21 protein-coding genes and 2 pseudogenes are annotated in these 24,046 nt (G+C 61.6%); 15 read left to right on the forward strand and 8 right to left on the reverse strand.

Annotated elements, in window-relative coordinates:
• Positions 1-6: 6 nt before the first annotated feature.
• From NKJ28_RS26140 to NKJ28_RS26150, 3 genes are all read right to left on the reverse strand, one after another.
• Positions 7-897 carry a carbohydrate ABC transporter permease gene (locus tag NKJ28_RS26140; RefSeq protein WP_023679256.1) on the reverse strand — a complete coding sequence of 297 codons (891 nt, stop codon included), beginning with the start codon at positions 895-897 and terminating at the stop codon, positions 7-9.
• Positions 894-1,853 carry a carbohydrate ABC transporter permease gene (locus tag NKJ28_RS26145; protein WP_352637511.1) on the reverse strand — a complete coding sequence of 320 codons (960 nt, stop codon included), beginning with the start codon at positions 1,851-1,853 and terminating at the stop codon, positions 894-896. The genes NKJ28_RS26140 and NKJ28_RS26145 overlap by 4 nt, the downstream gene beginning before the upstream one ends.
• A 78-nt stretch (positions 1,854-1,931) precedes the next feature.
• Positions 1,932-3,410 (reverse strand): ABC transporter substrate-binding protein, encoded by a 1,479-nt coding sequence (locus NKJ28_RS26150; RefSeq protein ID WP_352618771.1) that lies wholly within the window; start codon positions 3,408-3,410, stop codon positions 1,932-1,934.
• Positions 3,411-3,618: 208 nt separating this feature from the next.
• Between NKJ28_RS26150 and NKJ28_RS26155 the strand changes: the two genes are divergently transcribed.
• The 4 genes from NKJ28_RS26155 to NKJ28_RS26170 are packed head-to-tail and all read left to right on the forward strand — an operon-like array spanning position 3,619 to position 8,185.
• Complete coding sequence (locus NKJ28_RS26155) at positions 3,619-4,329, forward strand: GntR family transcriptional regulator (RefSeq protein ID WP_352637512.1); 711 nt, start codon at positions 3,619-3,621, stop codon at positions 4,327-4,329.
• Between the two features lie 54 nt (positions 4,330-4,383).
• Positions 4,384-5,550 (forward strand): mandelate racemase/muconate lactonizing enzyme family protein, encoded by a 1,167-nt coding sequence (locus tag NKJ28_RS26160; RefSeq protein WP_352637513.1) that lies wholly within the window; start codon positions 4,384-4,386, stop codon positions 5,548-5,550.
• Positions 5,551-5,606: 56 nt separating this feature from the next.
• Complete coding sequence (locus NKJ28_RS26165) at positions 5,607-6,968, forward strand: mandelate racemase/muconate lactonizing enzyme family protein (RefSeq protein WP_352637514.1); 1,362 nt, start codon at positions 5,607-5,609, stop codon at positions 6,966-6,968.
• A gap of 17 nt (positions 6,969-6,985) precedes the next feature.
• The gene (locus tag NKJ28_RS26170; protein ID WP_352637515.1) at positions 6,986-8,185 is read left to right on the forward strand and encodes a mandelate racemase/muconate lactonizing enzyme family protein; all 1,200 of its coding nucleotides are present in this window, start codon (positions 6,986-6,988) and stop codon (positions 8,183-8,185) included.
• A gap of 276 nt (positions 8,186-8,461) precedes the next feature.
• Here NKJ28_RS26170 and NKJ28_RS26175 read toward each other — a convergent pair whose 3' ends face one another.
• The gene (locus NKJ28_RS26175; RefSeq protein WP_352637516.1) at positions 8,462-10,048 is read right to left on the reverse strand and encodes a serine hydrolase; all 1,587 of its coding nucleotides are present in this window, start codon (positions 10,046-10,048) and stop codon (positions 8,462-8,464) included.
• Positions 10,049-10,272: 224 nt separating this feature from the next.
• Between NKJ28_RS26175 and NKJ28_RS26180 the strand changes: the two genes are divergently transcribed.
• The gene (locus tag NKJ28_RS26180) at positions 10,273-10,500 is read left to right on the forward strand and encodes a hypothetical protein (protein WP_352637517.1); all 228 of its coding nucleotides are present in this window, start codon (positions 10,273-10,275) and stop codon (positions 10,498-10,500) included.
• A 294-nt stretch (positions 10,501-10,794) separates the two neighbouring features.
• On the opposite strand, the pseudogene NKJ28_RS33050 reads toward NKJ28_RS26180, so the two are convergent.
• Positions 10,795-10,956, reverse strand: a pseudogene (locus tag NKJ28_RS33050) (IS91 family transposase); the annotation flags it as partial.
• A 21-nt stretch (positions 10,957-10,977) separates the two neighbouring features.
• The gene (locus tag NKJ28_RS26185) at positions 10,978-11,286 is read right to left on the reverse strand and encodes a hypothetical protein (protein WP_352637518.1); all 309 of its coding nucleotides are present in this window, start codon (positions 11,284-11,286) and stop codon (positions 10,978-10,980) included.
• Positions 11,287-11,374: 88 nt separating this feature from the next.
• Here NKJ28_RS26185 and NKJ28_RS26190 point away from each other — a divergent pair, with 88 nt between their 5' ends.
• Positions 11,375-13,051, forward strand: coding sequence for a winged helix-turn-helix domain-containing tetratricopeptide repeat protein (locus NKJ28_RS26190; RefSeq protein ID WP_352637519.1), 1,677 nt, complete (start codon positions 11,375-11,377; stop codon positions 13,049-13,051).
• 504 nt (positions 13,052-13,555) lie between these two features.
• Here NKJ28_RS26190 and NKJ28_RS26195 read toward each other — a convergent pair.
• Positions 13,556-14,068, reverse strand: coding sequence for an OmpA family protein (locus NKJ28_RS26195; protein WP_352595029.1), 513 nt, complete (start codon positions 14,066-14,068; stop codon positions 13,556-13,558).
• Positions 14,069-14,078: 10 nt separating this feature from the next.
• Entirely contained in the window at positions 14,079-14,738 is a 660-nt protein-coding gene (locus tag NKJ28_RS26200) for a L,D-transpeptidase (RefSeq protein WP_352637520.1), read from the reverse strand.
• A gap of 42 nt (positions 14,739-14,780) precedes the next feature.
• On the opposite strand from NKJ28_RS26200, the gene NKJ28_RS26205 reads away from it, so the two are divergent.
• The 9 genes and pseudogenes from NKJ28_RS26205 to NKJ28_RS26245 all read left to right on the forward strand — a co-directional run bounded on the left by NKJ28_RS26205 (position 14,781) and on the right by NKJ28_RS26245 (position 24,009).
• A complete protein-coding gene (locus NKJ28_RS26205) occupies positions 14,781-15,155 on the forward strand; it encodes an NAD-binding protein (protein WP_352637521.1) in 375 nt (124 codons plus the stop codon).
• Between the two features lie 1,690 nt (positions 15,156-16,845).
• Positions 16,846-17,457, forward strand: coding sequence for a cupin domain-containing protein (locus NKJ28_RS26210; protein WP_352458693.1), 612 nt, complete (start codon positions 16,846-16,848; stop codon positions 17,455-17,457).
• 116 nt (positions 17,458-17,573) lie between these two features.
• Positions 17,574-18,512, forward strand: a complete 939-nt coding sequence (locus NKJ28_RS26215) for an ABC transporter substrate-binding protein (RefSeq protein WP_352622884.1) — start codon at positions 17,574-17,576, stop codon at positions 18,510-18,512.
• Between the two features lie 73 nt (positions 18,513-18,585).
• Positions 18,586-19,378, forward strand: a pseudogene (locus NKJ28_RS26220) (ATP-binding cassette domain-containing protein).
• Complete coding sequence (locus NKJ28_RS26225; protein ID WP_352474303.1) at positions 19,375-20,379, forward strand: ABC transporter permease; 1,005 nt, start codon at positions 19,375-19,377, stop codon at positions 20,377-20,379. The pseudogene NKJ28_RS26220 and the gene NKJ28_RS26225 overlap by 4 nt, the downstream one beginning before the upstream one ends.
• 4 nt (positions 20,380-20,383) lie before the next feature.
• Positions 20,384-21,472 carry a phosphotriesterase family protein gene (locus NKJ28_RS26230; RefSeq protein ID WP_352637522.1) on the forward strand — a complete coding sequence of 363 codons (1,089 nt, stop codon included), beginning with the start codon at positions 20,384-20,386 and terminating at the stop codon, positions 21,470-21,472.
• 27 nt (positions 21,473-21,499) lie between these two features.
• Positions 21,500-22,270 carry a glutamine amidotransferase gene (locus NKJ28_RS26235; protein ID WP_352637523.1) on the forward strand — a complete coding sequence of 257 codons (771 nt, stop codon included), beginning with the start codon at positions 21,500-21,502 and terminating at the stop codon, positions 22,268-22,270.
• A 3-nt stretch (positions 22,271-22,273) separates the two neighbouring features.
• A complete protein-coding gene (locus NKJ28_RS26240; protein ID WP_352637524.1) occupies positions 22,274-23,182 on the forward strand; it encodes a ribokinase in 909 nt (302 codons plus the stop codon).
• Complete coding sequence (locus NKJ28_RS26245) at positions 23,179-24,009, forward strand: BtpA/SgcQ family protein (RefSeq protein WP_352637525.1); 831 nt, start codon at positions 23,179-23,181, stop codon at positions 24,007-24,009. Before NKJ28_RS26240 ends, NKJ28_RS26245 begins: the two co-directional genes overlap by 4 nt.
• The last annotated feature ends 37 nt before the right edge of the window (positions 24,010-24,046 follow it).

The raw sequence follows: 24,046 nt of genomic DNA on the forward strand, positions 1-24,046 counted from the left end.
AACTCCCTAGTGCTTGACCGCGCCTTCCGTAAGGGCGCGTACAAAGTATCGTTGCAGGACCAGGAACAGCACCACGACGGGCACACTCATCATGAAGCTGGCCGCCATCAGGCCCGGAAAGTCCGTCGTATTTTCCGAGAAGAAGCGTTGGATGCCGACCGGCAGGGTCAACTGCTCGTTCTTGGAGAGGAAGGTGTAGGCGTAGATGTACTCGTTCCACGCGCCGATGAAGGAATAGATTGCGGTGGCGATGATCCCCGGCGTCGAGAGCGGCATCACGATCATGATGAAGGCCTGGAACCGTGTTGCGCCATCGATGCGCGCCGCCTGCTCAAGCTGCACCGGGATATTGTCGTAAAAGCCCTTGAGCAGCCAGATCGCCAGCGGCAGGCCAAAGGTGAGATAGGTGAGTATCAGTGAGCCATGCGTGTTTATCAGACCGATGGCGCGCATCAGGATGAAGAGTGGCACGAGAAAGATCACCGCCGGGAACATATTGCGCAGCAGCACGGCAAAGAACAGGAAATTCCGGCCGGGGAAACTGAAGCGCGAAAACGCGTAGGCCGCTGGGACAGCCACGATCACGGAAAGGATTGTCGTGACGGTCGACACGAAAAGGCTGTTCCAGAAGAAGCGGAGGAAGTCCTGGCCGACGCTGTTCTGCGGATCGAGCAGTTTCTGATAGCTGGCGAGGGTAGGTTCGTCCGGCCACCATTGCGGCGGGAATTGCGTCGCCGCGAATCCGGACTTGATCGAGGTGATCAGCATCCAGATCATCGGCAACGCGGTATAAAGCAGCATGAACACGAGGAATATGCGCCCGGCCCACCGCCATCCGTCGACGCGCATGCGGCGACGGGTCTGGGCTCGAGGGGCTGTCTCGGCAATCGTGCTCATGCGCTCCCCTCTTTCCGCTCGTTGCCGCTTAACGCACGGACGTAGAAGTAGCCCAGCGTCATCAGCGTGAGGAACAGGAGCACCGAATAAGCCGATGCCACGCCCCAGCGCTGCCGTCCGAAGGCGAGCTCATAAATGTGGGTTATCCAGATATGCGATGCGTTCGACGGCCCGCCGCCGGTCATGATCCAGGGGATGATGAAGGAATTGAAGTTGGCCACCGCGAGCAGCAGCATCGTCACCACCGAGACGTTGCGCAAGTGCGGGAAAGTGACGTGCCAAAAGCGCTGCCATGCATTGGCACCGTCGACTTTTGCGGCACGCAGCAATTGGTCGGGGACTGTCTGCAGGCCGGCCATCATCATGATCATGGCAAACGGAAACTCGCGCCAGATATTGACGACGATCAGGGAGGGCAGCACCGTGCTGACATTGTCGATGAAATTCGGCGGCTGGTCGGCCAATCCGAGGCCGACCAGCACCGCGCCGATGATCCCGAAGTCCGAATGGTAGATCCACTTCCAGATGTAGGAGGCGGCCACTGCGCTGATGACCCAAGGGATGATCAGGATAGCGCGCAAGACACCACGGCCGATGAAGTCGCGGTGGAGCGCCAGCGCCGTTGCAAACCCCAGGACAAAGGAGATGAAAGTGGACCCCAGCGTCCAGATCAGTGTGTTCCAGGTGACCTTCCAGAACACCTGACTGGTGAGGATCGTCGTGTAGTTGTCGAAGCCGATGAAGGTCTTGTCGCGGAGCTGCAGACCAGGCGGTGTCTTAAAGAACGACAGCTCGACCGTGTAGTAGATCGGATAGGCGATGACGATGAGCATCACGGCGATCGCCGGGAGCACATACGCGTAGTCCGCGCGATGCTCCCAGATCTTCCGCAGCGTGCCGGACCAACCGGGTTGCAATCTTCGGCGAGCCTCGGCCTTGCCGGTCACGATCGTCACTTGTGGCGTGCCCTTATTCTTCGGAACGAGGCGGCTGCGCCAGCGGCGCAGCCGGTCAGGTCGTAGGTCAGGCTTGGACTAGAGTCCGCCCATCACGTCTTTTACCTTCTTGGCCGCGTCGTCCGCTGCCTCGTCGACGGTCATCGCTCCGGTCAGGGCATTCTGCAGCATGTCCGGGATGATGATGTTCATGATCTCGGGGGCCTGCGGCAGCGCTGGGAACGGAATGCCGTATGGCAGCATCGAGGTCGTGACATCGAGGAACTTGATGTTGTCCAGACGTTCCTTCATCCACTTGGTTTTGAAGCCGTTGAGGTTGCCTGGGTTTGATCCGGCGTAGGCCATCTTCAGCGACCACTCAGGGCTCGTCCACATGCAGATGATAGCCTTTGCAGCAGGCTCGTCTACCTTGCCGCCTTCGACATATTCGGGCTTCAGGATGTGAATGTTCGAGCCGCCGAACACGACGGCGCGCTTGCCGTCGGGGCCAGTTGGAATCAGGCCGTAGCGCATGTTGTCGATGACCGTCTGCGCCTTGTCCTTGTCGGTGCCCGTCGCCTTTTTCTGCAGGTCGAGCATGACGTTGTAATCGGACGGGTGCGAGATCATCATGCCGAGCTGGCCGGCGACGAACAGGGGCTGGTTATCGGCCTGCTGGTTGGTGAGCGCCGAAACCGGAACCGACTTGTCGCGAACATACATGTCGTAGGAGGCTTGCAGCGCCGCCTTGCTCTGTGGACTATCGAGCTGGACCTGCTCATAGGTCGGATTCGCGGTGGCTTCGTCGAAGACGCCGCCGCCATAGGCCCACAGCTGTGGCATGAAACGGTACGGCGTATTGCCGGCATTCTTGCGCGCCACGAGGCCGTAGCCGGCAATGCCGAGCTTGTCGTGGATCTGCTTGGAATATTTGACGACATCTTCCCAGGTTGCCGGAGCCTTGTCCGGATCGAGGCCCGCACGCTTGAAGATGTCGGCGTTCCAGATGAACGCCATCGTCTCATTGTTGGTCGGAATGCCGTAGGTCACGCCCTCCCAGGTCACTGCCTTCATGGCGCCGGGCCAGAAATCCTCGGTCGAATACCCCACATCCTCGGGCTTGAGCGGCTGCAGATAGCCCTTTGAGGCGAACTCGGTACCACCCAGGATTTGCAGGCGGACCGCCATCGGCGCGGCATTGCCCAGGAGCGCGGTGCGGAACTTGTCGAGAAGGTCGTTATAGGTGAGGGCTTGTTCCTCGAGCTGGATGTTCGGATAGGTTTTGCGGAAGGTCTCGAAGAAATCCTTGTAGTACTGGCGCAGGAGGTCGGGGTCGCCTTCGAACACGCCCTGATACCAGAAAGTCAGTCGCCCCTTGTAGTCGAGCGGTGTGACCTTGGCACAATCGGCCGCCGTGTCAAAATCCTGTGTGCCCGCAATCGAGCGCACATATTCCGGCGACCACTTGCTCAGGTCGACCGGCGGTGCACCCAGCGCCGATGTAGACGTCAGGGATGCCATCAAAGCAGTGGCGACAGTGCCGCGCAGGACGGCACTGCCGAGCGCAATTCTCGTCATAGGTATCCTCCCTGGTTCTCCCATGCCGCCCTAAAGCGGTCCTTGCTCGTTTCGATCGCGAGGATGCTTCTGTCAGCTCAGTGTATCCTCTCGATCGCTTGGTACGTTTTCAGATCATGGATTGCCTGTCAACGCGCAGAATCGTACATTGTTTGCGAAAGCCGTGTGTGATATCGGGCAAGGTATGTATTAAATTGGGGAGCCGGCCTTGGCCGAAATAAGCGATTTCAAAGCGATGCCACCGGTGGGGACCGATCCCATCGGAGCCTCCAGCGAGGGCGCCTCGCTTTATGAATTGATCAGGGAAGATATCATCGAGGGACGGCTCGCTGCCAACGAACGGCTTGTCGTCACCGATCTCGCCCGGCGTCACGGCACTTCGACCAATCCTGTGCGCGAGGCGCTGCAGTTGTTGCGCGGCGAAGGGTTTGTCACCTTTGTCGCCAACCGCGGGGCGCGCGTCCGACCCATTGATCAGGATTTTGTCCGGGATATCTACGAGATCGGTGTTCTGATCGAGCCGGCCCTGACACGATGGTTTGTGAATATGGCTACCGGCGAGGACATCGCCGAACTCGAACGTCTCCAAAGCCTGATCGAAGAGAACAATTTCGCCGACACATTCAGGCATAGTGAGCTGGATACCGCTTTCCACACCGTGATGTACCAGCGGCACTACAACCGCCACGCAGCCGAGCTTTGGTGGAAGCATCGCGAAGTGCTGCGAGCCGTGAGCCGTCGTTTCAATTTCACGCTGGCGCGACGTGCCGCGATCATGCGCGAGCACCGCGAACTCATCGCGCTTGTGAAGGCGGGAGAGGCCGACAAGGCGGCCGAACTCGTTTCCCGCCATGTCGAGGGTTCGGGCCGGCATATTCTCGAACAGATGCGAGCGCGCAACGCCGCTCGGGCCGGATAGAATGTCCAGTCCAGAACATCGTTAGCTGACCATTTTCAGGCAAAGGTAGTTGAGATGAAAATCACGAGCATTCGGCCGTGGCTGATCAAGTCCGATGCTTCCTACTGGGGAGAGTTCCTGTTCGTCGAGGTGACGACCGACGAGGGAGTGAGTGGCTGGGGAGAGATCACCACCACGACAAGGCTCGCCAACCGCGCTCTCTGCACGATCCTGCGGCAGATCGGCGTCGCCGTGACAGGCCAGGATCCGGCGCGTATCGAGCATCTCTGGCACAAGATCTTCCGCAGCTTCACCTACATGGGAAGCCGCGGCGCCGCCGTCGAATGCGTGAGCGCCATCGATATTGCCCTCTGGGACATCCGGGGCAAAGTCCTCGGCAAGCCGATTTACGAGCTGCTTGGCGGGCCGGTACGCGATGAAATCGCGCTCTACACCCATCCCAACCAGGCCAAATTCACCAGCAAGGAGGCTGTGGTCCGCGAAATTCTAGACATTGTCGAGTCCGGACACACTGCGCTCAAGTTCGATCCCTACCCCCACCAGGGCCGCAGCGCCGATGGCCTGCCCCGCGAACAGCGAGACGGCTACCTCGATGGCAGCATGACCCGCAAGGACGAGCGCGAAGCCGCCGAACTCACGGCTCTGATCCGCGAAACGGCAGGACCCGATGTCGACATTCTCATCGATGCGCACGGCCGCTTCGACGTCCCCACCGCCATTCGCCTCTGTCGGAGCCTCGAGGAGGCCGGCCAGATCGACTGGTTTGAGGAGCCCTGCCCGCCCGAGAGCCTTAACGCCCTCAAGCAGGTGCGTGAGAAGGTCAATACCGCCATCTCGTGGGGCGAGCGCGGCCACACGAAGTGGGATTTCGTGCCGGTACTCGAGAACAGGCTCGCTGATTACATCATGCCCGACGTTACCTGGACCGGCGGCATTACCGAACTCAAGAAGATTGCTGCGCTATGCGAAGCCTACTACGTGCCGGTCTCGCCACATGACGCCGCGGGACCGATCAACGTGGTTGCGGGAGCGCAGGTGATGATGACCGTTCCCAATTTCTACAAACTCGAAACATCGGAGTGGAACCTGGGCAAATACGATCACCTGATCGACAGACCACTCGACATTTCGAACGGCAGCCTCAAGCTGATGTCGAAGCCTGGTCTCGGTATTGAGATGGACCGCGACTACCTGCAGGCCCACGAGATTGAGCTGGGCTAGCAACACTCTATGCCGGCCCAGGGTGCGGGACGACAAGCCGAAAACGAGGATAAGTCATGGCAAAGACAGGTGGCGCCGACGAAGCGCTCAATCGGGTGAACGCGAACTCCAAGCCATCCCAGCTTCGCATCACCGACATGCGGGTAGCCGAAATCGTCGGCGCGCCGTTCACCTCAACCCTGCTCAAGATTTACACCAACCAGGGCATCGTCGGGCTTGGCGAGGTGCGCGACGGCGCCAGTGCCACCTACGCGCTGATGCTGAAGAGCCGGCTGCTTGGCGAGAACCCTTGCGACATCGACCGCCTGTTTCGCCGGATCAAGCAGTTCGGTGGCCACGGCCGGCAAGGCGGCGGCGTCTCGGCGGTCGAGATCGCGTTGTGGGATCTCGCCGGCAAGGCCTATGGCGTTCCCATCTACCAGATGCTCGGCGGCCGGTTTCGGGAGAAGGTGCGCGTCTATTGCGACACCGACGCTACCGTGCCGAGCGGCACCGAGACCGGCAAGCGCCTCAAGCACCGCATGGCGCTCGGCTTCACCTTCCTCAAGATGGATCTGGGGCTGATGCAGATCGCGGATGTACCCGGTGCGGTCGTCTCCCCTGCCGGTTCACTTGAAGGGTACCGCATCCATCCCGGCCGCGGCCCGGTCAAGACCATGGCGGAGCGGCGCGCCCGCAATGCCGCCTACGATTTGCATAACGTCCCCCACCCGTTTACCGGCCTCCACTTTTCCGACAAGGGCCTCGACCTGCTTGAACAGTATATTGCCGAGGTTCGCGATGTTATCGGCATGGATATTCCGCTCGCCATTGACCATGTCGGCCACATCTCGCTGCAGAACGGCATTCGGCTCGCCAGGCGGATTGAAAAATACGTGCCGGCCTGGCTCGAGGATGTGATCCCATGGCAGTACACCGAGCAGTACCGACAACTGCAGGCCGCCACTACGGTGCCGATCTGCACCGGCGAGGACATCTACCTTAAGGAAGGCTTCGAGCCTCTGCTCAAGAGCGGCGGCCTCTCCATTATCCACCCGGACCTGCTCACCAGCGGGGGCATCCTCGAGACCAAGAAGATCGGCGACATGGCCCAGGACCACGGCGTCGCAATGGCCATCCATATGGCCGAAAGTCCAATCGCCGCAATGGCCGCGGCACATGTCGCGACCGCGACCGAAAACTTCATGGCGCTCGAATACCACTCTGCCGATGTCGACTGGTGGGACGATATCGTCACCGGCGTTCCCAAGCCGCTCGTGAAGGACGGCTTTATCACTGTTCCGGACAAACCTGGCCTGGGAATTGACGACGTCGTCGACGAGGTGATCTCGCAGCATCTGCAGCCGGGTGTCACCGGCATCTGGCAGCCCACGGATCACTGGGACAACGAGTATTCCTGGGACCGTATCTGGAGCTGAGGCGAAAAGAACCGAAGATGAAGATCACCGATCTCCGCTGCGCCGTCATCGGCAAACATCCCATCGTCCGCATCGTTACCGACGAGGGCCTCTATGGCCTTGGCGAAGTCGAGTTCACCAAGACCTATCTCAAGCCTTGGGTGCTGCATTTCCGCGAGGCGCTGATCGGCGAGGACCCGACCGACGTCGAGCGGGTGATGCTGAAGATCCGCCAACGCGGCTCTTTCAAGCCCTATGGCGCGGCGGTAAGCGCTATCGAGCATGCGCTGTGGGACATAGCCGGCAAGGCCGCAGGCGTGCCGGCCTACAAACTGCTCGGCGGCAAGGTGCGTGACAAGGTGCGCGTCTATAACGGCTCGATCCGCCAGAAACGCACCGGCGACCGGCCGGAGGATTACGCCGCTGACGTCAAATGGATGATGGAGCAGCCGCAGAACTTCTTCATGATCAAGCAGGGAATCTCGTTCCACTCCAACATGAAGGACACCATCGAGGGCTTTCACTACGGCGTGACGCAGAAGAAGGCCGGCTATCACGGTGCCATGGATCAGGGCGTCATCAGCGAGCGCGGTTTCAACCACATGCTCGACTGCGTAATCGCGATGAAGGAAGTGCTGGGCGACAGGGTCAGCCTGGCGCTAGACTGCGGCCCCGGCTGGATGCTGCCCGATGCGATCAAGTTCGCTCGCGCGGTCGAGAAGTACAATTTGATGTGGCTCGAGGACATGCTGACCGGCGACTATGTGCCGTGGGTCAATCCGCAGGCCTATCGGGAGCTAACCACCGCCACCTCGACGCCAATCCATACCGGCGAGCAGATCTACCTGCGGCACAATTTCAAGGAGCTGATCGAAACGCAGGCGGTGCGCGTCATCGGCCCCGATCCGGCCGATATTGGCGGCATTGCCGAGCTCAAATGGGTCGCCGAGCACGCCTGTATGCACTCGATCCTGATGGCACCGCACGGCACCGCGAACGGACTTCTCGGCCTCGGCGCGCTGATCAATGTCTGCGCCACCCTGCCCGCCAACTTCATTGCCTTCGAATACCCGAGCGCCTCCGACCCCTGGTGGGAGGACCTCGTAATCGGCCTGCCGTCGCAGATCGTGAAGGACAGCATGGTGGACTTGCTGGAAGCGCCGGGGCTGGGCCTCGACATCGACGCCGAAGCAGCCAGGAAGTATCTCCGGGAAGAGGATGCAGGCTTCTTCGACTGAACCATCCTTCTTGCGCCACCCAGCACCACGCGGACCGCTTCACGCAACCTGTCATCCGGAATGACCGTTTCGGGCCGGGAGCCGTCGGCTGCTTCGGATCAGCGGCTGGCCAAAGCGGACATAGCTTGTCGGAAGCTCCCGAGCAAATGCCGGCTTCCTGATTTCCATGCCCGGAAGCGAACCGTCACAAATCCGCCATCTCAGGCATCACCTTGCAGACGGCCGGTTCGCCTTTTCGACGGCATAGGGTGTATGGAGCACCCGACGCCCCCACCCCTACCTCTGAAAATGCCCCAACCCGTTCTCATTGAGATAGTCCACCGTCATCACCCGCGCGCGAATGCCGCCGGGGGAACCAACGAACTTCACCGATGACAGCGAGCCGGTCGGCGCGTTCTCTCCGCGGGGCGTGAGGGCGTAGGTGTCGCCGTCCCAGTGCTCGAGCGTGAACTGCATGGGCTTGGGGCCGAGTTCGAGCATCAGCTTGTCGCCATCGGCCCGCACGGTGGCGGTGTCGAAATAGTTGCTCGTATATTGGCCCTCGTAGAAGGATGGACTGCGCGCCTTGGCGGGGTTCGTCGGCTTGTCCTTGCCGGCGAGGTCGCCCACCGGCTTGTAGTAGGCCATGAACCGCGGCTTGATGTAGGGATACCAGTCGCGAGTGACCTGGCCATATTGCACGATGTCCATGAAGCTGGCGGCGACCGCCTCGGCGGCGCCGACGGGGGAGCCGTTGGTGAGCACGACGATGCCGACATCGGCCGAGGGCAAGATCTGGAAGGTGGTGCCGGCGCCGAGCAGGAAGGCGCCGGAATGGCCCATGGTGGTGCGCCCATTGGCGTTCACCCCCACATTGAAGCCATATCCATAGGAGCTGGCCCGCGTATCGGGCGTCTCGCCGCGGTAGGTCACGCTCTGCGGTGTGATGGCGGGCTGCAGGATCTTCGGGTCGATCATGGGCTGGCCGTTATAGGTGCCGTCGCCAAGCAGCAGGATCATCCACTTGGCAAGATCCTGGGCGCTGGAGGAGACGCCGCCCGCCGGCGCCTGCTGGTCGGGGTCGCGGTCATAGAGCGGCTCGAACACATTCTCCGCCACGCTCGCATGCAGCAGGGCGCGGTTCTTGCCGGCGGCAATGAAGTCCTCGTGCCGATAGCTGCTCGAGCGCATGCCGAGCGGATCGAACAACAGGCTCTTGGCCAGCGGCTCCCAAGGCTGTTTCTCGGCGTGGGCCACTGCCTCGGCGCCGATCGTCGTGCCGAAATTGGCGTAGTGATAGGAGATGCGGAAGGGATCGAGCGGCACCATCCACAGGCTCCCGACGATCTGCTTGCGCTGGAAGCCGAGATCCTCGAGTTCGTCGCCCGCCGCCATCGGCAGGCCCGAGCGATGGGCGAAGAAATCGCCGATGGTGGCGTTGCCCGAGACATAGTCGAGATTGAGGCGAAAGCCGTCCCAGACCTTGCCGACCGGGGTATCCCAGTCGAAGCTGTGGTCCTTCGTCATGGCGATCGCGGCCACCGTGGCCGAGATCGACTTCGACACCGAGGCGACCTGGAAAATGGTGGTGCTGCTGACCTTAGAAGTGTCGTCCCGGTTGTCGCGAAGGCCATACCCCTCGTCAAAGACCATTTTGCCGCCATGCACTACCGCCACGGCGAAGCCGGGAACGTCGGATGCTTCCTTGACTTTCTTGACGATGTCCGGCAGCGCGGCCAGCGCCTTCTCGACACCGCCGGGATACAGCTGCATAGCATCCTGCGGCGGCGATGGCCCAAGCTCCGGCACGTAGGACTGCGCGGCTGCGACGGCGGGCAGCATGGTAACGAGGGAAAGTACCAGGAGAGCAGCGACCTTCTTCATTGCATGTCCTCAAACTTGCACCGGCAGATGATCGGACCATACGCGGCAAGATGAAAGATGGTTGCGGCTATTTTCCAATGAAATGTTTAAGTTCAAAGATCAGACAGAGACGGCGGCTGCGTGTCATGTGATTTCGGAGTGGTGAAGTATCCGTGTTACCTACGCGCCCGGCAATTGGATGGGATTGGGCGGGAGAACGTCAACTTTCCAAGCCCGAGCGGCAAATGGCATCCGATCACGAGTTGTTCGCCAACGGGCTGGCGGCCAACCAGAAAGTCATCGAAGCCAGCTATATGGCCCATCGCGGGGCCCTATGGCCTGCTGCATGGAGTCCGATGGCCGAGGGGCCGGGACGCTTCGTCTTCACCGATCTTGCCTGCGGCACGGGGCCGTTTGCTGTCCGTCCGGTTATTGCCGCGGGACGAGTTAAAGCCGCCGTTCGGCTCACGTGAAGAGTTTCGGGCGCCGGCAGGCGTACGAAAGTCCCCGAGGAAGGAACCCGCGGGCCGCAGACGATGGCTATGGGGATTTCGGATTTCGGCAGACGTCGGCGATGGCGTGACCGCCGTCGGGAAGCGCTGGGGTGAATGCGGACAGACCGCTTCGTTGCGCCCCCGCGCGGTGTTGTCGGCTTGGTCGGCAGCTGGACGCGACCTCTTCAGCATCGAGGATCATCATGGACGTGCGTCGATCCGTTGCCGGAGGCTGAGTGCCTGCAGCTGAAGGCTGAACCATTCCATGCCGGGTCATGGCGTGCTGCTCCCGGTCGACCGGGAGCCGTGTGGTGGTCCGCGCGGTTGCCTCCACCGTTCAAACAGCTCGATGACGATCATGCGGCCGCCGCAGCACGGGCACGGCGGGCGGGAGTCGTCCGGTTCGTCGGGGTCGCCGTCGTCGGGCGGCGCGGCAGGGGCGGTCGAGGATCGCCCTCACTGACCCTCCTGGGTAAGTTGGAAGATACTGGCCGTCCGAGTAGGACCAACGTTAGTTAGCTCACAGTACGTGAAAGAAGCAAAAGAACCCGGTTGCGGCGGAAGAAATTCCCCCTGATGCTTCCATGCGAGGCAGGTTTTGATCGAATCGAAAGATTTTTGTTCTCGGCGTTCATCGATGCGGCCATGGACAAATACGAGAGAAATTACATGCGCGGTTGCATTTAGAGATTGAGGATCTGCTTTCGCAGCCGTTGGCACTGCCAAGAGAAGAGCCAGAGCGATGATGAGCTTGGTGCGATTCATGTCGTCCTCCGTTTCATCCGGTGCTGCTGGGATCGCTTGGAGGCGAAGGCCGAATGGGCTAGACTAGGAAGCGCGCCAGGAAGGTGAAATGTCCCGAACGGCCCCTGAAATTGACCTGAAATCTGCTGAAACGATCACGTTCCGCGGTTTTGTCTTCCTGACCAAAAGCAAAGAACTCCGAACCGTCGAAGGCAAAGCGGTCAATCTTCGCAGCCAGTCCGCCGAGGTGCTCTCGGTGCTCGCGGCGCGACCCGGCGAAATCGTCTCCAAGGATGCGCTGATGCAGGCGGTTTGGCCCGAGACCTTCGTGACCGACGACAGCCTCACTCAATGCATTGCCGATATCCGCCGCGCGTTGGGGGACGACGCGCACGTGATGGTGGAAACCGTCCCAAAGAGAGGCTACCGACTGAACGCCGATCTATCGGACGCGGCGGACCCAAACGCCGCAGCCGGCACGGAACGTGCCAGGACACGATTATCGCAGCGCGGCTTCATTCTTGCTGCACTCGCTCTCCTTGCGGCAGCGATCGGCGCATACTACGGCGCGGAAGCATGGCGAGCCGCTCCCGTTCGTTCGAGCGGCATGCCCAGGATTGCGATCCTTCCCTTCGACGACATGAGTGCCGGTGCGGACAAGGGATATCTCAGCGATGCCGTTGCCGAGGGGATCATCACCGAGCTGGCGCGGAGCAAGACTTATGCCGTTATCGCCCGGAACTCGAGCTTCAGGTACCGCGGTAAGCTGATCGACGCCAGACAGATTGGAGATGAACTCGGCGTCGACTACCTGCTCGAAGGCAGCCAGCAGAAGATCGGAGACCGGCTGAAAGTGTCCGCCCAGTTGCTGAATGCGCATGACGGATCACATGTCTGGGCCAACTCCTACAACCGGGAGATTGGCCATCTTTTCGTCGTCCAGGAGGAAATCATCCGCACGCTTGCGGATCGGGTCGGAGTAAGGATCGAGCGACCCTTGCCACAGAGCGATGCCGCGCAGGTCAGCGCGCTCCGCTATTACCTGATGGGGAGGGCCAAGATCGGAGAGGATATCTCAGCCGAGGGGAACGAGCTGTTAAGGCAGTTCAGCCTCAAGGCGATCGAAGCGGATCCGAACTCCCAGTTCGGCCATATCGGGCTGGCCTGGTACTATCGCAATGACGCGGTATTCGGGTGGCACTCACAGGAACACAACCGGAACGAGGCGTTGAAACTCGCTGCCGAATACGCCGACAAGGCCATCCTGCTCGCTCCTGATGACGCTGAAGCGCATGAGGTCCGCGCCAGCACCCACACCGAAGGCGGAGAGGTGGAGCAGGCCCTTGCCCAGTACGATCAGGCGATCGCCTTGAACCCGAGCGAGTCGCATATCCTCGTCATGAGTACGAACGTGCTGCTGTATGTTGGCCGCGCCGACGAAGCGATCGATCGGATCGAGCAAGCCAAAGGCATCGATCCCTTCCACCCTGACTGGTTCCACTGGCAGATGGGCTGGGCGCTCTGGGAAAAGAATGATTGTGAAGCGGCGCTGGCTGCGATGCGGAAAATGTCCAGGATCCCGAGCGGCGCACAGCGCATGCTTGCGGGGATCCACGCTTGTCTAGGAAACAAGCGAGAGGCAAAGGAAGCGCTTGCGGTTTTCCTCCAGAACACTCCCAGTGAATCCATCAGTAAAGAACGCAGGGAGTGGGACAAGATTTGGACCGCAACCGGAAGCCTCGACCGCTGGATCAAGCAGATGCGGTTCGCGGGGTTGCCGGAGTGACGGCCGACCGTATGCGGCCCAGCAGAAGTCATGGGCTGCAAACGACCCTTGAACTGGGCCACGAGCGCTGGTGGCCCTCACGCTCAGGGCGCCGATGCGTACCAAGCACCTTCATTTCCTCATTTTTATGTTGCGACTTGCCAGGCTGGCCGATGGCCAGCCTGATGGCCGCGGAGACGATCGCGGTAATGCCCCAGGCCCATCCGCGCTTCACACTCAAAGTCTTTCGTCGCTAGGAACCCTACAGGGAGGCGGAGGTGCTCGATAAGATTGTCACGCTCCTGCGCCGTGCCGGTATTCCGGACTGACCTTGGTCGTGTACTTGCCGCCTTGCCTGAACCAGTGACAGCTGCGTCCGCAATTACTGTCCTGGCGACGCATGCCGCTGCGTCCGCTTCGGGGAATCAAAGAACGCGAGCCAGATGACCGACATTGGGCGCAAAGCAGCCATGCCGTCGTCGCGTGTGAGACTCTGCTTCGGGTCACAAGCAGAACAGCAGCCCCCTACGGCTCGTCCCTCACATCGCGCAAATTAGACACAACGCGGCGGTTCTGCGACCTGCAGGCGGTATCGGGGCACTCGCGGACGAGCCTGTCCTTGCCGTAGCCCTTGGCCCACATGCGGTTGCGGTCTATGCCGCCGGCGGCGAGGTAGTCCATCACCGCATCGGCGCGCTGCTGCGACAGCGCCATTTCACTTGCGCCGGGATCGTCGGCGAAACCCTGCAGCTTGAGCAGCCAGCGCGGATGCTTTGCTAACCAGGCGATCTGGGTGTCGAGGGTGGCCTTGGCGACAGAATCGAGCGCGGCCGAACCTTGCGTGAAATAGGTGCGGCGGCCGACATTGAGGATAAAATCCTCCTCACTGCCCGGCTGCACGTTCTGGAAGCCGGCAACCTCGGTGTTGGTGACGTCGGGCGTGGAAGGGGCCAGCGTGTTGCTGGTCGAGCAGGATGCGGCCAGCACCAGCAGGCCGGCGGCGAGCAGCCGGCGCGTGTTTTCAATCATGCGGTTCATGAGGCGCCAATCATTCGACAGTGGTGGAAGCGGGCGCCTGGTCGGCGATGTGCGGCAAGACCTGCACCGCGGTGCCGATCGGGCAGCGCTGGTAGAGGTCGATGATGTCTTCCGGGAACATGCGGATGCAGCCGCTGGAAGCGTCGGTGCCGATGCTCCATGGCTCCAGCGTGCCATGCAGGCGGTAGCCGGTGTCGGCGCCGTTGCGGTGCAGATAGAGCGCGCGCGGCCCGAGCGGATTGTTGGACGCGCCGCCTGCGACCATGGGCGGTAGGTCCGGCTTGCGCTTACGCATTTCGGGGGGCGGGACCCATTGCGGCCACAGCGCGCGGCGGTCGATCGTCGCGCGGCCGTACCATTTGAAGCCGTCCTTGCCGACGCCGACGCCGTAGCGGATGGCGGTCTTGTTTTCCATGATGACGTAGAGGAAATGGTGGCGGGTATCGACCACGACGGTGCCGACCGGCTCGCTGCTGAAATACTTGACGATCTGGCGATGCCATCTCTTGTCGATCTTGGCGAAGTTGGTCTTGCGATAGACAAAATTGTTGTCGCTGGCGATACCGGCGAAAAAGGATTTTGCAGCCGCGGCTTGAGCAATATTGCTGGTTGCACCCACCGCGACCAGCGCCAGGCCGCCGAGCACGACACCCCTGCGTGATAAAACCATCGGCAATATTCCCCCTCATGCCAAAAGCCTGGCGGACCATAGTTGAGAATTATTTCGCCTCAAAGTGGAAAATGCTGCGTTGTTTCAGTCGGCCGTGTCCGGACATTCGTCATTGCCGGGTTCGGGCGGGTAGGCCGGGTGATCGGCAGATTGCTCGACGAGCGCGGATACAGGTGGGTTGCAGTCGACCTCGACGCCAAGAATGTAGAGCGGTCCCGGAAAGAACGTCTACCGGTCTTTTTCGGCAACGCTTCGCAGGAGGAGATGGTGGCCGCCGCGAAAATTGACAGCGCAAAGGCCCTGGTGATCACTCTGGACGACCCCGAGGCAGCCAAATCGGTTCTTGCGGCGCTGAGACGCAAACTGCCCGACCTCCCGGTGATTGTCCTGGCACGTGCATGTGCAAGAGCTGCTTGAGAAAGGCGCGACAGCCGTAATGCCCGAAACGACGGAATCCAGCCTTCTCTTGGATGCAGCTGTCCTTCAAGAACTCGGGGACAGCAAAACGGATGTGGATGCGGCCATCAGGACCGTCCGCAGGCGTTCTTACCCCACGTCCCCAAGCGGATCCGGCCTTCTCCGAGCCTGTGTGCTTGGCATTTACCGCTCGCGGTGATCTGTACCCGCCCCATGCAATCGGGAACTCCGCCGCTCTCGGCGGCTGGCGGATGAGCCGAATAGCTAACGCCTCCGGAGTGCACTCCTCGTAAGCCGCTGACCTGCCGTTTCCTTCGACGGCCATGGTGCTGGCATTCTACGAAACGTGGATATCCCGGAGCGGAGACTCGCGGGATCGGCGATGGCCGCCAGCAAAGAAGCGTTTGAAAAGGCCAAACGGTGACGCCGTCGCAGGAACGAAAGTGGAAAAGAAAGCAGAACTTTCGTGTGCAGGCTTTGCATGCGCGCGCCCATAACTCTTTGATTTTGTTTAGTTGTCTGTCCGATCCATCACACGCTGACTGTCATCACGGCAGCCGGTGTCCGCTTATGGGATGTCGCAATGGCCCGCTCTATTTCTGAGTTTAGGCGCAGAGCAGACGGTCGGGTTTCCAACCCGGAGCGACAAGACCGGACCTTGGTCGGCGAAAGTGTCGTCCTGACGTGACCCAATGCGGTCTTCCGTTGCGAGCGTCGCTTGCTGGAGCTGCGTTAAGTCGGTCGGGAGGCCAATGGTATTTTCAATGGAACGCTAATATACATGGAAACCCCAACGAGCAGCGCCTGCCAGATACCTGAGGAATGCCATGCGAAGGCTCATCTTCACGGCGATGTGTATCGCCGCCGCAACAGCCGCTAACGCCCATGATTGGTACGAAGATAAGATTGACCCACAGACCAAATTCAAGTGCTGCGGCGGTTCAGATTGCCGCGCCATACCTCGCTCTTCGGTGCGGTCCAGGGTAGACGGCGGGTACACTTATTTGCCGCATAATTTCACCATCCCACGGGATCGTGTACAGGAATCCCCGGACGGGCAATACCATATCTGCGAAAATAAATACGTTGTAACCAACCAGCTGTATTGGCGTTGCTTCTTCGCACCTCGTGTCGATGTGTCTATACTTCTAAAGCATTAACCACGCGTCGCTTCCGCAACTTACATCAGCAAGGTGCTAGTCCATTAATTCTATTCGACTTTCTCAAAATTGCCGAAGCTCAAGCGGTGCGCGACTGCGCCAGGGATTTCATTGGATACGTCGCGGCTATCGAGCCTGCGCGCCCTGGGCGTAACTCCATGGGGCGCTGCCGCGGGTGACTTCTGGGCGCGCTCCGCAATTCGGTGACAGTCCAGATTTTATCGTGTCGGCGCGGCCGTGGTTGTGTAGATTGGCTGCGTGGCCCGCCTTGCCCGCATTGTCGTTCCAAGTCCAATCGCCACGTGACGCAAACGCGGTAACGGCTGGCGATTTCGACCACGATGGACAGCCAAGCGATAGGGGATAACTGGCGCGGGATCATCAGCACGGTTCATGCGGGAGCGGCATTCGCCGGATGAGGTAGCTGCGGCTGCAGTCTCGAATTTGACGCATCAGCACTTGCAAATCGTCAGCCGAGGTCTTTTGCTCGCGCGATAGTTGCCCTTGACCGTTGAATGGTTGGCGAACAGATGAACAAAATCGATCGACGGCGGCCAGAGTCAGAAACCGACGCCACCGTAAATGCCGCAAGACTTGGAACTCGGCTGCGCCTCGCCCGCCAGACACGCGGCATGACGCTGAAGACGCTGGCCGCGGCTGCGAATTGCTCGGAAAGCCTGCTGTCCAAGATCGAGAACGGCAAGGCTTCGCCGTCCCTGCCCATGCTTCACCGTCTGGTCGAGGTTCTCGACACCAATATCGGCTGGATGTTCGAGCAAGTCGACGACGACGAGGCGATCGTATTCCGGGCGGGCGCAAGGCCTTTGATCGCGCTCGACGCGCTACGGCGCGGCGAGGGCATTTCGCTCGAACGGATCATTCCGTATTCGCCCGGCCACCTCTTACAATGCAACATCCATCACATCGAGGCAGAGGGCTCGAGCGAAGGTCCGATCCAGCATGCCGGCGAGGAAGTCGGCTACGTGCTCGCCGGGCGGGTCGAACTGATCGTCGACGGCAAGAGCCATGCTCTCGCCACGGGTGATGCCTTCGTGTTCAGGTCGGAGCTGCCGCATCATTACCGCAACATCGGCGAGGAACGCGCTAGCATTTTCTGGGTCAACACGCCGGCGACTTTCTGAGCAACGCTCTGCGTTCATTTGGATTGACAAGCATTCAAGTCTCTTGAATGCTTGCCTCGTGCCTGTAGCACCAACGGGACCAGCCGAGGTCTGGTCCGCAAGCAAGGGGAACCGAAATGCGTCTGTTCAAACTTCTCGCCGGCTGTGCCGCCGCCATTGCCATGGGCTCGGCAGCCATGGGATCGGCGCTTGCCGATACGTTCGCTCTCGTCAACATCAACCAGCAGGCCCTGTTCTTCAACCAGATCAACGAGGGCGCGCAAAAGGCAGCCGACGCCGCTGGCGCCAAGCTGGTCATTTTCAACGCCAACAATGTGCCGAGCGCGCAGAACGACGCGATCGAGAACTACATCACGCAGAAAGTCGACGGCATCATTCTGGTCGCCATCGACGTCAACGGCGTCAAGCCTGCGATTACTGCAGCCAAGGCGGCCGGCATTCCCGTCATAGCCATCGACGCGCAGATCCCCGACGGCGACAATATTTCGTTCATCGGCGTCGACAACACCAAGGCCGGCGAGGACATCGGCAAATTCTACGCCGACTATGTGAAGACCGATATGGCCGGCAAGGCCAAGATCGGTATCGTCGGCGCACTCAATTCATTCATCCAGAACCAGCGCCTCGACGGCTTCAAGAAGGCGGTGACCGAAAGCGGCCAGGCCGTCACCTTCCTCGACACAGTCGACGGCCAGAACGTTCAGGAGACCGCCTTGAGCGCTTCGGAAAACCTGATGACCGCCAATCCGGACATGAACTCGCTCTATGCGACCGGAGAGCCGGCCTTGCTCGGCGCCGTTTCGGCGGTGACCAGCCAGGGCCGCACCGGCGACGTCAAGGTGTTTGGCTGGGATCTGACCAAGCAGGCCGTTCAGGGCATCGACGACGGCTGGGTGGTGGCGGTCGTGCAGCAGGATCCGGCCGGCGAAGGCAAGGCCGCGGTCGAAGCGCTGGGCAAGCTCAAGAAGGGCGAGAAAATCGATCCGATCATCAACATCCCGGTGACGATCGTGACCAAGAAGAATGTCGATCAATACCGCACGATGTTCAAGTAAACTGCGTCGGCGACCGAGCCGCGGCGCCGTCTGAGGCTGCGCCGCGGATGACTGCAATCGCGTGGAATCCCAGATGAGCAGTGGCCAGACCTATCGGGTGCGGATGAGCGGCATCTCAAAGCGCTACAACGCCATCCAGACGCTCGATGACGTGTCGCTGACGCTGAAGCCGGGCGAGGTGCTGGGGCTGGTCGGCGACAATGGCGCCGGCAAGTCGACATTGAGCAAGGTGCTGTCGGGGGCAGTGGTTCCAGACGCCGGCACCATCGAGATCGACGGCGAGCCGGTGATCTTCAGCTCGCCGGCGGACGCACGTGCGGCGCGCGTCGAGATGGTCTACCAGGACCTGTCGCTGTGCGACACGGTCGATGTTGCCGGCAATCTGTTTCTCGGCCGCGAGCCGCGCCGCCGCATCGCAGGCATTTCCTTTCTCGACAAGAAGCGCATGCACGACGAGACGCGCCAGATGCTCGATCGGCTCGGTATCGTCATTGCAGACACGCGGCTCAAGGTTGAAAACCTCTCAGGCGGGCAGCGCCAGTCGATCGCGATCGACCGCCTCGTTCGAGCCGGCGGTGCTGATCATGGACGAGCCGACGGCAGCGCTTGCCGTGGCCGAAGTCGAGGCGGTGCTCGAACTGATCCGCGCGGTCAGTGCGCGCGGTGTCAGCGTCATTCTGATCACCCACCGGCTGCAGGATCTCTTCCTCGTCTGCGACCGCATTCAGGTCATGTATGAAGGGCGCAATGTCGCCGAGCGGCTGATCGGCGACACTAATATCGAAGACGTGGTCAATCTGATCGTCGGCCGCAAGTTCAGTGCGCGTTCCGCCACCAATGGCTATCGCGGTGGAGCGCCGGCATGAGCGACGCGATCCACACCGCCCAGCCCTCACGAGTACGCAGGGGCACCTGGCGCGATGCGCTGCTCGCCAATGGCAGCGTCGTCTCGATCGCGCTGTTCTTTCTGGTCGTCTGCATCATCTTCTCGGTTGCGACCGACGCGTTTCTGACATCGCCCAATCTGTTGAACATCCTGCGGCAGTCGGCACCGCTGCTGATCGTCGCCGCGGCAATGACTTTCGTCATCACCACTGGCGGCATCGATCTTTCGGTCGGCTCCGTGCTGGCGCTGGTGGCGACGCTGTCGGCGACGCTTTTGCAGTTTGGCCTGCCGTGGCCAGTCGTTATCCTCGCCATGTTGGCGCTCGGTGCCCTGCTTGGGGCGGTACAGGGCTATTTCATTGCCTATGAGGGCATCCCGTCCTTCATCGTCACGCTTGCCGGGCTTTCGGTGATCCGTGGCGTGGCGCTGCTGATCACCGGCGGCTATTCCATCCCCATCGAGCCCGGAAGCGCTTTCACCGTGCTGGGCCGCGCCTGGTTTCTTGGCGTGCCGGTGCCGGCGCTCATCGCGCTGGCGATCCTGGCCATCGCCTATCTCGCCTTCAACGAGACGCCATTCGGCCGCTATGTCACCGGCATTGGCGCCAACGCTGAGGCGGTGCGGCGCGCCGGCGTCAACACGCGGCAGACGACGCTCTTCGTCTATGTGATTTCCGCCACCGCGGCCGCCCTCGCCGGGATCATCATTGCCGCCCGGCTTGGATCGGGATCTTCGAATGCCGGACAGGGTTTCGAGCTGGAAGTCATTGCCGCCGTCGTGCTCGGCGGCACCAGCCTGTTCGGCGGCCGCGGAACGATCATCGGCACGGTGCTCGGCGCGCTGACCGTGGCCGTCATCGGCAACGGCCTGATCCTGGCGCATCTGTCGCCTTTCCTGACGCCGATTGTCACCGGAACGATCATCCTGATCGCCATCTGGCTGAACTTCCGCCTGTTCCGCGGCGCCGTGCGGAGCCGTTGAGCCGATGAGCGGTCTGTTCGATAACGCAGGGCCCGGCCAGCGGCTGGCGATCGGGGTCGAAACCGGCCATGTGATGACCGTGCTCGGCCCGGTTCCGGTCGAGGAGATGGGCATTACGCTGATGCACGAGCACATCTTGCTCGACGGCGCGCGCAGCTGGAAATGCCCCTGCCATCCCGATGACATGGCGATCGCCGAGCAGCCGGTGAACATCGAGATCATCGGCGAGTTGCGCATGAACCCATACGTCAACCGCGACAACGTCTCGCTCGACGACGCCGACCTGGCGCTGTCTGAGCTGCAGCGCTATCGCGCGTTGGGCGGCCACACCGTCGTCGATGCCACCAATATCGGCATCGGCCGCGCCCCCGAAAAGCTCGCTCGCATCAGCCGCATGTCCGGCCTGAAGATCGTCATGGGCACCGGCTTCTATCTCGAGCACACCCATCCCGAATGGCTGAAGGCGATGGATGTGGACGCCGTGACCGAGTTCATCGTCAACGATGTCGGCGGCGGCGAGACGCAGCCGCCGATCATGGCCGGGCTGATCGGCGAAGTCGGCGTCAGCAAGGATTTCACCGCCGAGGAACGCAAGTCGCTGCGAGCTTCGGCGCGCGCCTCGCGCATCACCGGCGTGCCGCTGTCGATCCATCTGCCTGGCTGGGAGCGGCTGGCGCACGAGGTGCTCGATATCGTCGAGGCCGAAGGCGCCGATCTTCGCCACACCGTGCTCTGCCACATGAACCCGAGCCACGACGATCCCGACTACCAGAAAAGCCTCGCCCGGCGCGGCGCGTTCCTCGAATACGACATGATCGGCATGGACTATTATTACGCCGACCAGGACGCGCAATCGCCCTCCGACGAGGAGAATGCACGCGCCATCGCCGCCCTTGTCGAGGCGGGCTTCGGCGACCGCCTGCTGTTGTCGCAGGATGTGTTCCTCAAGATCATGCTGACGCGCTTCGGCGGCTTCGGCTATGGCTATATCCTGAAGCATTTTATACCGCGCCTAAAACGCCACGGCGTCGAGCAGCCGGCCATCGACCGCATGCTGATCGCCAATCCGAAAAGCGTATTCGCGCGGCTCTAAGCGGCCTGGAATTACACTGGAGTTCAAATGTCCAAGAAGAAGATCCTGCTTGCCGGCGAATCCTGGGTGTCGACCGCGACCCATATCAAGGGTTTCGACCAGTTTCCGACCGTTACCTACCACACCGGCGCAGACGAGTTGCTGGGCGCATTGAAGGCGACCGACTTCGACGTCACGTTCATGCCGGCGCATGAGGCGCAGCGCGGCTTTCCACAGACCATGGAGGCGCTGTCGGCCTATGACGCGGTCGTGCTCTCCGACATCGGCGCCAACACGCTGCTGCTGCATCCCGACACCTGGGTCCACTCCAAGCCGACGCCGAACCGCCTGCGCCTGCTCCGCGATTACGTCAGCGGCGGCGGCGGTCTATTGATGTTCGGCGGTTACTACAGCTTCCAGGGCATCAATGGCGGCGCGCGCTACCGCAAGACGCCGGTCGAGGACGTGCTGCCGGTGAATTGCCTGGCCTACGACGACCGCGTCGAGGTTCCCGAAGGCTTTGCGCCGGTGCCGAAACCAGGGTCGAGCCATCCCATCCTCAGGGGTCTCGGTTCGGACTGGCCGATCCTGCTCGGTTTTAACGAGGTGACGCTGAAGGATGGGGCCGAGGTCCTGGCCAGCGTGTCGTCGGATTATGGCTCGCTGCCGCTGCTTGTCACCGGCGGTTACGGCAAGGGCCGCACCGTGGCCTGGACATCCGATGTCGGGCCGCATTGGCTGCCGCCGCAATTCATCGCCTGGCCAAGCTACAAGACCCTGTTCGAACAGATGCTGGGCTGGGCGACAGGTGAGAGCTGAGCCATGCATGTCCACGTCGTCGGCAATGCCTGCGTCGATACCGTGTTTCGCGTCGGCCGCTTCCCTGACGCGGGCGAGACTTTGAATGCCGTGAGCTATGCCGACGGGCTCGGCGGCAAGGGCGCCAACCAGGCGGTCGCAGCAGCACGGACTGGTGCAGAGGTGACGTTCTGGACGGCGCTCGGCAAGGACCCCGCTGGCGCGTGGATGAGGAGCCGCCTCGACAGCGAGCTGTCAGACCTTGAGGTGAGCGAATTCGAGCTGCCGAGCGACCGCTCGACCATCGTCGTCGATAAAGGCGGAGAGAATTTCATCGTCAGCGGCGTCGCCTGCAGCGAAGCCTTCGATCCGGTGGCGCAGACAGCACTTGTCCGCTGGATAGCTCCCGGCGACATCCTCGTCTGCCAGGGAAATTTACGGACTGCCGTGACCAATTCCTGCCTCAGAGCAGCAAAGGGAAACGGTGCGCGCACCGTTCTCAACGCCAGCCCGATCGACACGGCCTCGCTGCCCGATCTCGGCCTGGCGGAGATTCTGGTCGTCAACCAATCCGAAGCGCAAATATTGACCGGCCGGGATGACATAACAGCAGCCGCTGGCGCGCTGGTGGCCAAAGGCGCAGGCACCGTCGTAATCACCCTCGGTGCCGGAGGCTGTCTCTTGCTTGGCCCGGGCCGGACGGAACCGCTTCGCTTGCCCGCGCCGCGAGTCGAAGCGCTCGACACCAGCGGCGCGGGCGATGTGTTCTGCGGCTGTCTGGCCGGTGGGCTTGCCCGGGGCATGCCGGTCATCTCGGCGCTGAAGCTGGCGCTCGCCGCCGCCGCAATCGCCGTGACACGGCCGGGCACGCTGGCATCCTGTCCTTCCGCCTCCGAGATGGCGGCGCTCATCGATCAAATGGAGCTCTCATGACCCAGCTCGGCCAATCTGGCGGCGACGCGCTCGTGGACCTTTTCGGCCGCACAAAGGTGGTGATCGGCGTCGTTCATCTGGCGCCGCTGCCCGGCGCGCCGCGCTATGACGGCGAGGCTATCGAGGCGATCTACCAGCGCGGGCTCGATGACGCCAAGGCCTATCTCGACGGCGGCTGCGACGGCGTCATCGTCGAGAACCATGGCGACATCCCCTTCGCCAAGCCTGATGATATCGGGCCGGAGACGGCGGCCTATATGGCGGTCGTTTCCGACCGCATCCGCCGCGAACTCGGCAGGCCGATCGGCATCAATGTGCTGGCCAATGCCGCGATCCCGGCGTTGGCGATCGCCAGCGCTGCCGGCGCCGGTTTCGTCCGCGTCAATCAATGGGCGAACGCCTATGTCGCCAATGAGGGTTTTGTCGAAGGCGAGTCGGGCCGCGCGGCGCGCTACCGCGCCAGGCTGCGCGCCAACGGCATCCGCATTTTCGCCGATGCCCACGTCAAGCACGGCGCACACGCCATCGTCGCCGACCGCCCGGTGGAGGAATTGGTCAAGGACCTGGTCTTCTTCGACGCCGACGCCATCATCGCCACTGGCCAGCGCACCGGTCACGCCGCGGATTTGGGCTACATAAGTATGATCAAGCAGGCCGCCGGCCTGCCGACGCTGGTCGGCAGCGGTGTCACCCCGGATAACGCCAATGATATCCTTGCCATTGTTGACGGGGTCATCATCGCCAGCGCGCTGAAGCAGGACGGCGTCTGGTGGAACCAAGTCGACTCTGCTCGAGTAAAGGCTTTCATGGGTGGTCTGAAGCGATAGCTGACTACCCTACCAAGGGGCTTGCGGTCCAGCTTGA

It is taken from the genome of Mesorhizobium sp. M0145 (assembly GCF_040322355.1).
GTDB lineage: Bacteria > Pseudomonadota > Alphaproteobacteria > Rhizobiales > Rhizobiaceae > Mesorhizobium.

What these genes read in the sequence shown, in the direction of transcription:
- NKJ28_RS26140 (WP_023679256.1), bottom strand. Translation starts at nt 897, where the DNA reads ATGAGCACGATTGCCGAGACAGCCCCTCGAGCCCAGACCCGTCGCCGC.
- NKJ28_RS26150 (WP_352618771.1), bottom strand. Translation starts at nt 3,410, where the DNA reads ATGACGAGAATTGCGCTCGGCAGTGCCGTCCTGCGCGGCACTGTCGCC.
- NKJ28_RS26160 (WP_352637513.1), top strand. Translation starts at nt 4,384, where the DNA reads ATGAAAATCACGAGCATTCGGCCGTGGCTGATCAAGTCCGATGCTTCC.
- NKJ28_RS26165 (WP_352637514.1), top strand. Translation starts at nt 5,607, where the DNA reads ATGGCAAAGACAGGTGGCGCCGACGAAGCGCTCAATCGGGTGAACGCG.
- NKJ28_RS26170 (WP_352637515.1), top strand. Translation starts at nt 6,986, where the DNA reads ATGAAGATCACCGATCTCCGCTGCGCCGTCATCGGCAAACATCCCATC.
- NKJ28_RS26175 (WP_352637516.1), bottom strand. Translation starts at nt 10,048, where the DNA reads ATGAAGAAGGTCGCTGCTCTCCTGGTACTTTCCCTCGTTACCATGCTG.
- NKJ28_RS26180 (WP_352637517.1), top strand. Translation starts at nt 10,273, where the DNA reads ATGGCATCCGATCACGAGTTGTTCGCCAACGGGCTGGCGGCCAACCAG.
- NKJ28_RS26185 (WP_352637518.1), bottom strand. Translation starts at nt 11,286, where the DNA reads ATGAATCGCACCAAGCTCATCATCGCTCTGGCTCTTCTCTTGGCAGTG.
- NKJ28_RS26190 (WP_352637519.1), top strand. Translation starts at nt 11,375, where the DNA reads ATGTCCCGAACGGCCCCTGAAATTGACCTGAAATCTGCTGAAACGATC.
- NKJ28_RS26195 (WP_352595029.1), bottom strand. Translation starts at nt 14,068, where the DNA reads ATGAACCGCATGATTGAAAACACGCGCCGGCTGCTCGCCGCCGGCCTG.
- NKJ28_RS26200 (WP_352637520.1), bottom strand. Translation starts at nt 14,738, where the DNA reads ATGGTTTTATCACGCAGGGGTGTCGTGCTCGGCGGCCTGGCGCTGGTC.
- NKJ28_RS26210 (WP_352458693.1), top strand. Translation starts at nt 16,846, where the DNA reads ATGAACAAAATCGATCGACGGCGGCCAGAGTCAGAAACCGACGCCACC.
- NKJ28_RS26215 (WP_352622884.1), top strand. Translation starts at nt 17,574, where the DNA reads ATGCGTCTGTTCAAACTTCTCGCCGGCTGTGCCGCCGCCATTGCCATG.
- NKJ28_RS26225 (WP_352474303.1), top strand. Translation starts at nt 19,375, where the DNA reads ATGAGCGACGCGATCCACACCGCCCAGCCCTCACGAGTACGCAGGGGC.
- NKJ28_RS26230 (WP_352637522.1), top strand. Translation starts at nt 20,384, where the DNA reads ATGAGCGGTCTGTTCGATAACGCAGGGCCCGGCCAGCGGCTGGCGATC.
- NKJ28_RS26235 (WP_352637523.1), top strand. Translation starts at nt 21,500, where the DNA reads ATGTCCAAGAAGAAGATCCTGCTTGCCGGCGAATCCTGGGTGTCGACC.
- NKJ28_RS26240 (WP_352637524.1), top strand. Translation starts at nt 22,274, where the DNA reads ATGCATGTCCACGTCGTCGGCAATGCCTGCGTCGATACCGTGTTTCGC.
- NKJ28_RS26245 (WP_352637525.1), top strand. Translation starts at nt 23,179, where the DNA reads ATGACCCAGCTCGGCCAATCTGGCGGCGACGCGCTCGTGGACCTTTTC.